This is a genomic window from Pedobacter paludis, from assembly GCF_003173575.1.
Classification (GTDB): domain Bacteria; phylum Bacteroidota; class Bacteroidia; order Sphingobacteriales; family Sphingobacteriaceae; genus Pedobacter; species Pedobacter paludis.
This window is the reverse complement of sequence record NZ_QGNY01000001.1, coordinates 586,522-598,163: the sequence shown is the minus strand read 5'-3', so window position 1 is coordinate 598,163 and position 11,642 is coordinate 586,522. Positions and strand designations below refer to the sequence as shown.

Here is an 11,642-nt window from a genome sequence, read left to right as displayed (position 1 = left end):
ACCATAATGACCTACAACACAGCCTCAATGGCTGCTTCTTCTTTTTTATTTTTGGGATGTGCGATTATGGTCATGACTCTAATTTACACAGAAATACTTAATTATTTAATCAACTTCTCAATCACATCTTTATAGCTTTCGCTCACAGGCAATTCCTTATCATCAACAAAAACAGCATTTTTACGGATTGAAGTGATTTTTTCAGTATTTACAATAAACGATTTGTGGATACGCTCGAAGTTCTGCGGTAACTCTTCTTCAATGCCTTTTAAACTCATTCTAACAACCGCAGCCTTAGGGCTTGTTGACAAATGAATCTGAATATAATCCTTTAAACCTTCTATATATGTGATGTCGTTAAATTGGATTTTCATTAAACTGTAACCAACATTAACAAACATGTAGTCTTGTTTTGGTAAAGTGCCTCGCTCTGCAGATAATTTCAACTCGTATAAATCTTTAGCCTTGTTGCAGGCTTTCATAAAACGGTCCAATGATACAGGTTTCATTAAGTAATCAACCACATCCAAGGCAAAACCATCTAACGCATATTGTTTATAAGCTGTAACGATAATAACCATTGGTTTTTTTACCAAGCTTTGGATAAACTGTAAGCCAGTAATTCCCGGCATTTGTATATCGATAAAGATTAAATCTATCGATTGCTCCTGCATAATTTTGTTCGCTACAAAAGCGTCGTCACAACTGGCTACCAACTCCAGAAATGGAATCCGACTAATGTTATCAGCCAATAATTGTAAGGCTAAAGACTCATCATCAATGGCTAAGCATTTTATCATGCGGTTAATTTTAGAGTTAAGCTTACATTAAACCAACCATCGTTTTTATCGATAATTAATTGATGATTATCGCCATAAAGTAGATTTAATCTTCTGCTTACGTTCGCTAAACCAATTCCCGATGCTGCATCTTTAACTTCGTTTTCATCAGGATTGAATTTATTTTTAACAATGAAAGTTAATTTTTCATCTTCGGTTTTCAAATCCACAAATATCTGTGGGTTTTCAATCATTCCAACGCCATGTTTAAACGCATTTTCGATAAAGGGAATCAACAACATTGGTTCAATTTCGTCAAACTCACTTTCTATATCGATATTTGTTTGAATAGCTACTTTTTTTCCAAAACGCTGTTTTTGTAAATCGATGTAAGCCTGAAGATACTCGGTTTCGGTTTTGATAGACACTTTTTCTTCATCAGTTTCATAAAGCATGTATTGCATCAAACCCGATAGTTTCATTACCGTTGGCTCCAGTTCATTGCTTTTCAATCGAACTAAGGCAACAATATTATTCAAAACATTAAAAATAAAATGCGGACTAATTTGTGAACGAAGAAATGAAAGTTCTGTTTTCATGTTTTCCTGCTCACGCTGCAATACCCTTTTCTCTTCGCTTATTCTGTCCGAAATCATTGTAAAAGCTGTACTTGCAGCAATTGTAAGAAGAAAAGTTGGTGTATTGAACCAAAGGGTTCTGCCTAAATTAAAATCTAAATTAGGCAATAAAGCATGAAATAACAGCGAATGAATGGTTATTGCCGCAAGCAAACTTACAAAGAAAAAGAAGCTGTAAAGCAGGTACTTCTTTTTATACAAAAATGATGGAATTAAAACCTGACTGTTGAAGTAAAAAATGGCTATCCAATAAAAATAACTAATAAAGTTTAACCTTAAAAATTGAGTTTCTTCAAAATCTGTAAGCGAGCGGGGAGGGCGACTTCTATTTGCATTAATAATATAAGGTAACGTAATTAAAATAACCCAAACCAATATATGGAACGTGATATTTATCCACTTTTTAGAAAAGTTAATCGTCATTATTTTCTGTTTGGCGCTTTGCATCGCTAAGTTATTATTTATTATGTTTTTAACAATATGTAGTTATGCTGAATTTATTTAAACAATTCTTATAATGATTTTTAGCCATTTTCATTTCATCAAGTCAATCCTAAGCAGTACCTGTATTAAGATGCTGAATTAAATTCAGCATGACGACCATTAATTTGAGCAGCGTATCGGGACGAGTAATCTCTCAACTTACAAGCCCCGATGCTTAGTTGCTACTCATATCTTAATGCATCTATCGGATCTAAATTTGATGCTTTCTTAGCAGGATAATAGCCAAAGAAAACACCCGTAACGGCACATACAATGAAGGAGATAACGATTGAGGATTCTGAGATTAAAATTGGCCAGTTTAGGAAGTAGGAGATGAGGTAAGCAGAACTTACGCCCAAAATTACCCCGATAATACCGCCTGTGATGCTGATTAAAATCGCCTCTATTAAAAACTGCATTAAAACATCCTGCCCAAGGGCACCGATTGACATGCGCAAACCGATTTCCCTAGTTCGCTCAGTAACCGAAACGTACATAATATTCATGATTCCAATGCCTCCAATAAAAAGTGAAATGCCTGCAATGACTGTTAATAAAACAGTTAACATGCTACTTGTCGAGCTGATGGTACTGATTAACTCTGCTTGTGTACGCACCTGAAAATCATCACTTTCTGCGGAAGTTAAACGATGACTTTCTCTAATCGCATCAGAAATTTCAGTAGTAGCGGCATCGCTAGTTGCCTCCGTTGTAGCCGATGCATAAATGCTTTGCAAATAATTGGTCGCAGTAATTCTTTTTTGAACAGTTGTGTAAGGTGCCAAAACAATATCATCTTGGTCTTGCCCAAAATTACTTTGTCCTTTAGGTTCCAAAACGCCGATAACTTGAAATGGAATGCTTTTAAAGCGGATAATTTGCCCGATTGGATTACTGCCGTCTGGAAATAAATTATCGATAACGGTTTGACCCAAAATACAAACCTTGGCAAAACTTTTTACATCTTTTTCCGAGAAGAGAATGCCATCTTTTAGTTTCAACTGGCGAATATTCAAATAATCAGGACTAACACCTGTAATGGTTGTTGGCCAGTTGTATGCACCTTTTATGGCTTGTCCGCTGGTAGAAACCACGGGCGATAAGCCATTTATATTCTTTGATTGCAGTTTTTCAATGGCTGTAATATCTTCCATTTTTAAGGTTTGGATACTACTTCCCTGCAAACGAACGCCACCGGGTTCATTGCTCTGAGGCTGAATGGTGATCATATTTGAGCCCATTCCAGATAAAGAGGAACGAATACTTTGTTTTGAACCTTCACCAATTGCCATCATCGCAATTACAGCTGCAACCCCGATAATAATGCCCAACATGGTTAAAAAAGCACGTAATTTATTTCGTTGTAAGGCTAAAAATGCAATCCTTAATAAATTTGTAATGGCCATGATTTCCTCAATTAATAATCATCTGACTCGGGCAAACTGGCCAATGCCTCTTTTGCCGAACGTTGATTGGTGTTAATACTATCCTTTTGGATTTTTCCATCCCTTAACATGATGGTTCGGGTGCTAAAAGCTGCGATATCAGGCTCATGGGTTACGAAAACAATCGTTTTTCCCTCGGCATTCAATTCCTGCATCAGCGCCATAATCTCATAAGATGTTCGGGTATCCAGGTTTCCTGTAGCTTCATCGGCTAAAATCATCACAGGGTGATTAACCAAAGCCCTTGCAATGGCTACACGTTGTTGTTGACCACCGGAAAGTTGACTAGGTGTATGGTCGAAACGTTCTGCCAGCTTAACGGATTCTAATGATTTTATGGCTCTTTCTTTTCTTTCATCTGCAGAAATTGTTTTGTTGTAAAATAATGGCAACTCTACATTTTCTAAAGCCGATGTTCTTGGCAAAAGATTGTAAGCCTGAAATACAAACCCGATTTTTGTGTTTCTCAAACCCGCAAGTTCATCCCTATTCAAACTTTTAACATCAACTCCATCAAGATGATAACTACCGTCAGTTGGTTTGTCTAAGCAACCTAAAATATTCAGTAAGGTTGTTTTACCCGAACCACTACTGCCCATAATGGTTACAAACTCGCCTGCTTTGATATCGAAAGTAATTCCTTTCAATGCCCGAACAGTTTGGTCGCCCATTACAAACTCACGTTTTAAATCGTGTATGTCTAATATTTTCTGTTCCATTATTTCTTGTTATTTCTGCCTGGGCGTTTTGGCATAAAGGGACTGGATTGACCTTGACTTTTCGCCTCTGCTTTGCCCATAACTTGTGAACCTGTAACCACTACATCAGTTTTTGCTAAACCATCTAAAACCTCAACATGCGTATTGTCGTTGATACCGGTTTTAATCTTTTTCTGAACCAATTCATTCGCACTTTTTTGAACCCAAACATAGGCTTCGTTGGCACCAGCTGGTTTCTTATCAGCATTTACCCAAGTCATTTTGTACTTAGCACTTAATGTAGAATCAGGGCTATATTTTATTGCTTTCGCCGGAACCAACAACGCATTGTTAACCTCTTTTGTAAAGATGGTAATGTTCGCAGTCATTCCAGGTTTCAACTTATTATCATCATTCGCTGTTTTGATGATGGTTTTATAAGTTACAACGTTTGATGAAATTGAAGGACTCAGCCTGATTTCCTGAATGGTTCCTTTAAAGGTATCATCCAGATATGCATCAACTGTAAAGGTTGCACGTTCATTTTTGGTAATGTTACCAACATCTGCCTCATCTACTGATGCCTCCACCTGCATTTTAGTTAAATCTTTCGCAATACTGAAGATTGTTGGCGTACTGAAACTGGCCGCAACCGTTGTTCCCTCACTCACGCTTCTGGATAATACCGTTCCATCAATTGGAGAATAAATACTTGCCAATGATAGATTCTTTTGTGCCGATGCCAATTGTGCTTTAATGCTGCTTACAGATGCTTTTGATGCATTATAAGTGTAAAGCGCATTATCGTAATCAGCTTTACTAACCGCACCAACTTTGTATAAATTGCTTTGGCGACTAAAGTTACCCTGCTGATAAATCAAGGCGCTTTGTGCACTTACCAAATTCGCTTGATATTGGTTTACGGATGCCTCAAACAAAGTTTTATCGAGTTCGGCTAACAATTGACCTTTCTTTACCTTAGAGTTGAAATCTGCATACAAAGTTTTAATCGTTCCTGATACCTGTGTACCTACGGCAACGGTATCAACCGGTTGAACTTTGCCTGTTGCCGTTACATTTTCTGAGATGTAACCTGTAGTCGGCTTTTCGGTTTCGAGTACAATAACCTGCTCTTTTTTGCGCAAGGCGAAATACCAAACTGCAAATACTGCTATTGCTGTGCCGAGGATGATAAATATGGTTTTCTTCTTCATGACTTGAATATTAAATTGATTTGGACTTAGCCCATACCATGTATATTAATTAGTTATAGGAACACCTGTGTAAAAATTATAGATTTTAGTATAAAGACTTGCAGTATATTTTGCCTGAACAAAGGCCTGCAAAGCCTGCACATATAAATTCTTTTGCTGCAAGTTTTCTACAATATTGTTTGTTCCTTCCTTTAATGCTGCGTTAGAAATTCTTAGTGCTTCACTGGTATAAGTGAACTGTTCTTGGGCCGCAGCGTATTGGCTATTTGCGTTTTGTACGTTAATGTATGCTCGCTCCACATTTTGGGTTAGTGTAGTTTTGGTATCCAATAAGGATAATCGTGCCTGTTCTATACTGATATTCGCTTTTGCAACATTAGTTTTAGTTACTCTTCTGTCAAAAATCGGAATGGAAAGGGTTAAGCCTAAATTTTGATAAAAGCTATTGTTTAGCTGATAAGAATAACTTCCCAGATTATTATTGCTATATCCCGTATTTAGTGAACCCCCTAAGCTTAAAGTTGGCCTTAATGTGGCTTTAGCTTTTGCAAGTTCTACGCCTTGAAGTTGAATATTCAATTCACCGCTCTTAACTTCCGGTCTAGTTTTTAATGCTTTATCTTGGGCTGAGGCCAGATTATCCAGAGCTGGAGATGTTTGTACTGTATCTGTTGTACGTACCTCAAAAGGGCTATCGGTTGGCAGTTGAAGAAGCTGTTTAAGCGTTAAAATATTTTGTTGTAAGGTATTTTGAGCTGTAACTAAAGTGTATTTATCGTTAGCATAGGTGGCCTGAAGTTGCAACAGATCTTTTTTCGCGATGGTACCAAATTTAAACTGCTGTTCTGATTGTTTTACCTGCGCTTCACTAGTCACTAATAAATCTTTTACATAGGTTATGTTTTCTCTGGCTAAAAGAATGTTTAAGTAGGCTTGGGTAATAGAAATGGTAATGTCGTTTTTTGCAGCCTCTACCGAAAGGTTTGCTGTTTGAACATTAAGTTCCTTAGATTTAATGTCGTTTCTTAAATAACTTCCATTATACAAAGTTAAGTCTGAGCTTAGTCCAAATCCGCTTGTATTCTGTAAGCCCGATTTATAATTGGTTAATGCTTGAGAAACATTGCCTGTCAAATTCGGTAACACAGCTGATTTAGAAGCAATTAGATCTTGTTCTGCGGTCTGGGTATTTAACTTTAGAGTATTTATGCTAATGTTTTTTTCTTTGGCATAATCAATGGCGGTCTTTAAATCCCAAACTTTAGGTACATCCTGGGCGCTCAATCTTAATCCAGAGGTTAAGAAAATGAATAAGATTATATATTGAAGATAACTGCGCATAGCGAATAAATTTTGTGTCTTTTTCTAACTATTGAACACAAAAATATATCCGATAAAGCCCAGTTTTTGGTAAATGAGACGAATGGCAAAAATGATGAGACAAAAGCCTAAAACTTTGAGATAACCCAAGAAAACCTAAATCTTATCGATGTAGTTTTTTGCAGAAAATTCTTAACGAATAAGGCATACAGGTGCATACCAATCTAATGTTTATTGCAGGTTTTATGGGATGAATCAGTAAAATTAATTAGTCTGTAAGATCGAACCCGATTCACTTACCTCAAAAAAATGCTTCATGCCACATTTTAAAGCGAAATTGTTTCTTTGATGGCCAACGGGAAAATCGAAAGCAATAGGATAATTGTATTCGGCTACTTTCTCTAAAACGATATCGTAAATGGTTTTGCCAAATTCTTCACCAGCGTCATCAGGTTTAACTTTAAAACCGCCTACAATTAATCCTTTAAGATTTTTTAGTTTTCCGCTCCGTTTTAAATTCCAGAACATCCTGTCTATACTATATAAATATTCACCGGTATCCTCAACAAAGAGAATTTTGTTATTTGTATTTAAATCCGAGTCACTTCCCGCCAGTGTTTCAATAATACTTAAATTTCCGCCAACTAAAATTCCTTCAGCTTTCCCCAACCGGTTATTTTGACTAATCGGAGCGGAGTAAGTCATACGCTCGCCAATAAGTGCATTTTTAATCGATAAAATTGTTTCAATTTGAATCGGTTCGGCTTTGTTCCAATCATCGGGAAAACTGTTGCACATTTTAGAATGGATAGAGGCAACGCCATAATTCTTTGCTAAGTGACAGTGTAAAACGGTAACATCGCTAAAACCGATAATCCACTTTGGATTTCTTTTAAAAGTTGAAAAATCTAGCTTATCTATTATTCTAACAAAACCATAACCACCACGAGCGCACATTATAGCCTTAATGTTAGAATCATCCAGCATCTGCTGAAAATCTGCCCTTCTTTCTTCATCCGTGCCGCCATAAGTAAAATCACGCTTGCCTATAGTTGCCCCAATTTTTAAATTAAATCCCCAGCTTTGCATCTGTAAAACCGATGGCTGAATTTGTTCTAAGGTAATGTATCCTGCGGGACTCGTAATTCCAATAACATCACCTTGCCTTAAATACGGAGGGATTTTAAAGGAAGCTAGATTTTCTGGCTCTACCGCTTTTGCCAAAGTATTAAGCACGGGGATGGCTGTTGTTGCAACAAGAAATGAAGAAAGGAAGTATTTTCTATTCATTTTTATTAAATGAGATGTGATAAAAGCGAATATAAGATTTATTGCTTTTGGCTTAAATAGAAAAAGGGATTTATATCCATAAATCCCTTTTTTAAACCAAACAAATTAATCTGTAAAAGATTAGTATAATGTGAATTAACTAAATAACCAATAAGAAAAAATAATGTTTTATTTATTTTAAAAAAAATCTGTAAATAGTAAAGGCTACCCATCGCGGATAGCCTTGCTAACAACAAAACAAATATAAGATAACCAAATTTTACCTGATTTGAGCAGAAATCAGGTATTTAAGTGCTATGAGTACACTTAGCGGCCTAGTAATGGATTCGAACCATTGTGTGAGGGTTTATGAAACCTTAACCTTCCAATCGGTCAACTGGCCTGTTGTTATAATTGCTTAAACGTTAGATAATTTTTCAGTTCTATGATTTGATCAACTGATAATATATCTTCGTCTTTTAAATTTTGTTCATTTTCAACGTCGTTTTTAGTCGAATAATTAAGATTTGGATAATCATCTATTGCCGGAAACTGAAAGTAAATTGACATAATTTTAAATCTTAATTGTCAACACAAAACCTTGTTGAATGATTAACGTTCAGCAAATATAAAATTAATTATATTAAATCTATAGATTTAGTAGTATTTATTTATATTCTATTGATCTACAGTTATTTAATTTTTTATACCTCCTATAAATGTATAGGAAAAAGTAGATTTTGTTCAATAAATCCGATTGAAATGATTCTTATTCCTTATCAGGTTGGTGTGTGTCGGGATTAAAGAACCTATAAACTGACGACGTTCATTCCATGCTTTTAATTCAATTTCTTTAAAGCTAATTATTTTGAGGATATTTGCATTTTCAAATATTAAAACAACAATTGTGTCTTTAGATAAATTAAAACTCAGTAAGCCATTGGTTGCTGCGATGACTGATGCGGGATTTTTAGCACCAAAGGAAATTCAAGCCAGAACAATGTCACGCATTTTAGGTGGGCAAGATGTTATAGCTGTAGGCCCGGAAGGTTCTGGGAAAACAACAACATATGTTTTAGCTACGCTGATGAAATTAAAATATGCTTTTGAGGAAGCCCCAAGAGCATTAATTTTGGTTCCAGATGCTGAGCATGTCGATCATGTTTTGGAACAATTTAAGTTACTGAACCGAAACAATACATTCAGAATTATTGGGATTGATAGCCGAGGTGCAGTTGACACCCAAATGAATGAAATTACGGACGGTGTTGATATCATAGTTGCTGTGCCGGATCGGGCAAGAGCGCTTTATTTAAAACTGGCGCTAAATACCAATAAGATTCAATTATTTATAATTGATAATGCTGAACTGATTGTTAAGAAAGGCCTGCAATTACCAGTTGTAGAACTTGCTAACAGTGCTTATAAATCTCAGCATGTTGTTTTTACAGAGGTTGTTCATGAAAAATTAAATCATATGATTAAGCCCTTTATGAAAGATTCTGCAACAACAATAGAGGTTGATGAAATTGGAGCGCAAAAGGCAGAGGTCTATCAGCAAATGTTGTATCATGTTCCAAATTTTAGAACCAAACTAAATCTTTTAACCTTATTGTTAAACGATAAAGAGGTTTTTGATAAGGTTTTGATTTTTGTAAATACAAGATTAACGGCTCAAACGGTTTACAAAAACTTTAATCATGTTAACGAAACTGAAATTACAATTTACAAACCTTTGTTTTTTGATGACGCCGGTTACGATAACATCGAGGATTTTAAAGAAAACCCTAAATCGAGAATTCTAATCGTTGCAAATGAGAATTTAACTGATTTAAATATTGAGGATATTCCATTTATAATTCATTTAGAATTGCCCGAGCAAAAAGAAATTCTTATTCAACGCATTGTTAAGCGTGCAGATGAGGATGTTGTTGCCATTACATTTTCTACTGATATTGAATTAATTGAAGTTAAAAAAATTGAGCAGGCTATTGGGCAAAAAATGGATGTTATGGAATTGCCAGAGGATTTGAAAATTGTGGATGCCGGAGCAAAACCTAAAAAGAAAAAAGGGGAGGAAGAGGAAGATTCATCAGAGCGTGGAGCAGCGTTTCATGAAAAAAAGGCTAGTAATTTAAAAAACTACAATTACAGTGCTGGTACTAAAGCAAAAATGACTTACAAGAATAAAAAAGGCTTGTCTTAATAAATAAATCGGCTTTAGGGTTGCCAGTCTAGCTTTTCAAAAGCCTTATTTTAAATTCTGCAACAGCTGGCATAAAGTACCCATAATAAACAAGAAAATTTTTACATAAAAAAAACTCCCGATTTTCATCGGGAGTTTTTTTTTGGTGTTTATTTACGATTAATATAAGGTAAATTCTACACGACGGTTTTGTTGACGACCAGCTGCAGTTTTATTGGTTGCAATTGGTTGATCAGGTCCGTAACCCGTAGCCTCGATTCTTGATGCATTTGCACCTTGAGAAACTAAGTAAGCTTTAACCGATTCAGCTCTATCTTTAGATAAACGTAAATTTAATTCTCTACCACCAGTATTATCTGTATGGCCAGCTAATTTTAAGCTAAAGTTTTTCTCTACCAATAAATTAGCAACTCTGTTTAAAGTAGCATAAGATTTAGAACGGATAGTAGATTTACCTAAATCAAATTCTAGGTTTGAAATCGCATCTCTAACCACTTTACGATCTGCTTCTGTAATCACAGTCGTTTCTTTAATTACTTTGGTTGTTGGTGCTGCTAAAGGACATCCAGAACCATCTACGACAGTACCTGAAGGAGTTCCTGGGCATTTATCAAATTTATTTGCAACACCATCGTTATCATCATCAGCTAAATCTTTAGCATATTGATCTCTATCTCTTTGTGCATTTTGCTCAGCAGTAGATAAGGCTCTTCTTAATTCTGAACTTTCTGCAGCTGTTTGTTTGTTCAAGTTAGCCAATGAGCTGTAGTTTTGTAATTGAGGTTTTGATTTATCTCCTAGTGCAAACTCTAAACCAGCATGTCCATAAGAGAATCTGTCATAACCGCCAATGTTGTAACCATCAAATTTATCAGATTTAACAAAGTTAACATCGTAACCAAAATCTAAATTAATTCCCTTTGCAACAGCTAATTTAAAACCAGCTCCAACTGGGATGAACCAACCTTCACGATAAACGCCTTGATCTGTTAAAGCCGTTGGAGTTCCTGTAGTAGTTGCGCCAGATGACATGTAACCTGCACCACCTTTTAAATAAGGAATTAAAACGCCATCTTCTTTATTAATGCTAATGTTTGCCACATTCCAAACTGCTGATAAAGCACCAGACCATTGGATGTTTGTTTTAAACTCAGATCCGTTAGCATAAGTGTAATTACCATTTGCATCCAATCCATTAACGCCTCTTAAGCCTTCAACTTTACCGGCTAAGAAATCTGCCTGAATACCTAAAGCTGGTAAAATTTGTTTTTTGATGTAACCACCGTAACCTATGTTTTCTTTTGCTGTTTGGAAATCGCGATCTTTTCCGTTAAATATTGTGTTCGGGCTTAAAACACCTCCATGTACACCAACAGACCATGTGCGGAATTGGGTAGGAGAGAAACGACCTGCCGTTGTTGGTGTTTCTTGTGCAAACAATTGTGATGATAAACCTAATAAAGCAACCAACATTGTTGATTTTGTAATTTTCGTATTCATGTTTTTATTTTTTGTAAATAATAGTCATACAACAGCTTTTATGTCATACTGTTTTGATCCGCACATGAAAAAATCTTGCCAAGATGGAAA

9 protein-coding genes are annotated in these 11,642 nt (G+C 35.7%); 1 reads left to right on the top strand and 8 read right to left on the bottom strand.

All coding sequences use genetic code 11. From position 1 onward, the window contains the following. Positions 1 to 101: 101 nt before the first annotated feature. The 7 genes from DF947_RS02520 to DF947_RS02490 all read right to left on the bottom strand — a co-directional run bounded on the left by DF947_RS02520 (position 102) and on the right by DF947_RS02490 (position 7,867). Positions 102 to 800, bottom strand: a complete 699-nt coding sequence (locus DF947_RS02520) for a LytR/AlgR family response regulator transcription factor (RefSeq protein ID WP_109928101.1) — start codon at positions 798 to 800, stop codon at positions 102 to 104. Next, entirely contained in the window at positions 797 to 1,864 is a 1,068-nt protein-coding gene (locus tag DF947_RS02515) for a sensor histidine kinase (RefSeq protein ID WP_109928100.1), read from the bottom strand. The genes DF947_RS02520 and DF947_RS02515 overlap by 4 nt, the downstream gene beginning before the upstream one ends. Positions 1,865 to 2,082: 218 nt before the next feature. Beyond that, positions 2,083 to 3,306 carry an ABC transporter permease gene (locus DF947_RS02510; protein ID WP_109928099.1) on the bottom strand — a complete coding sequence of 408 codons (1,224 nt, stop codon included), beginning with the start codon at positions 3,304 to 3,306 and terminating at the stop codon, positions 2,083 to 2,085. A gap of 11 nt (positions 3,307 to 3,317) precedes the next feature. Beyond that, complete coding sequence (locus DF947_RS02505) at positions 3,318 to 4,064, bottom strand: ABC transporter ATP-binding protein (protein ID WP_109928098.1); 747 nt, start codon at positions 4,062 to 4,064, stop codon at positions 3,318 to 3,320. Further along, positions 4,064 to 5,257 (bottom strand): efflux RND transporter periplasmic adaptor subunit, encoded by a 1,194-nt coding sequence (locus DF947_RS02500; RefSeq protein WP_109928097.1) that lies wholly within the window; start codon positions 5,255 to 5,257, stop codon positions 4,064 to 4,066. The genes DF947_RS02505 and DF947_RS02500 overlap by 1 nt, the downstream gene beginning before the upstream one ends. Positions 5,258 to 5,302: 45 nt before the next feature. Then, entirely contained in the window at positions 5,303 to 6,598 is a 1,296-nt protein-coding gene (locus DF947_RS02495; RefSeq protein WP_109928096.1) for a TolC family protein, read from the bottom strand. Positions 6,599 to 6,841: 243 nt separating this feature from the next. Beyond that, positions 6,842 to 7,867, bottom strand: a complete 1,026-nt coding sequence (locus DF947_RS02490) for a S66 peptidase family protein (protein ID WP_109928095.1) — start codon at positions 7,865 to 7,867, stop codon at positions 6,842 to 6,844. Positions 7,868 to 8,753: 886 nt separating this feature from the next. Between DF947_RS02490 and DF947_RS02485 the strand changes: the two genes are divergently transcribed. Further along, positions 8,754 to 10,052 (top strand): DEAD/DEAH box helicase, encoded by a 1,299-nt coding sequence (locus DF947_RS02485; RefSeq protein WP_109928094.1) that lies wholly within the window; start codon positions 8,754 to 8,756, stop codon positions 10,050 to 10,052. Positions 10,053 to 10,211: 159 nt separating this feature from the next. On the opposite strand, the gene DF947_RS02480 is transcribed toward DF947_RS02485, so the two are convergent. Continuing rightward, positions 10,212 to 11,552 (bottom strand): OmpA family protein, encoded by a 1,341-nt coding sequence (locus DF947_RS02480; RefSeq protein WP_109928093.1) that lies wholly within the window; start codon positions 11,550 to 11,552, stop codon positions 10,212 to 10,214. Between the last annotated feature and the right edge of the window lie 90 nt (positions 11,553 to 11,642).

What these genes read in the sequence shown, in the direction of transcription:
- DF947_RS02495 (WP_109928096.1), bottom strand. Translation starts at nt 6,598, where the DNA reads ATGCGCAGTTATCTTCAATATATAATCTTATTCATTTTCTTAACCTCT.
- DF947_RS02515 (WP_109928100.1), bottom strand. Translation starts at nt 1,864, where the DNA reads ATGCAAAGCGCCAAACAGAAAATAATGACGATTAACTTTTCTAAAAAG.
- DF947_RS02505 (WP_109928098.1), bottom strand. Translation starts at nt 4,064, where the DNA reads ATGGAACAGAAAATATTAGACATACACGATTTAAAACGTGAGTTTGTA.
- DF947_RS02480 (WP_109928093.1), bottom strand. Translation starts at nt 11,552, where the DNA reads ATGAATACGAAAATTACAAAATCAACAATGTTGGTTGCTTTATTAGGT.
- DF947_RS02510 (WP_109928099.1), bottom strand. Translation starts at nt 3,306, where the DNA reads ATGGCCATTACAAATTTATTAAGGATTGCATTTTTAGCCTTACAACGA.
- DF947_RS02520 (WP_109928101.1), bottom strand. Translation starts at nt 800, where the DNA reads ATGATAAAATGCTTAGCCATTGATGATGAGTCTTTAGCCTTACAATTA.
- DF947_RS02500 (WP_109928097.1), bottom strand. Translation starts at nt 5,257, where the DNA reads ATGAAGAAGAAAACCATATTTATCATCCTCGGCACAGCAATAGCAGTA.
- DF947_RS02490 (WP_109928095.1), bottom strand. Translation starts at nt 7,867, where the DNA reads ATGAATAGAAAATACTTCCTTTCTTCATTTCTTGTTGCAACAACAGCC.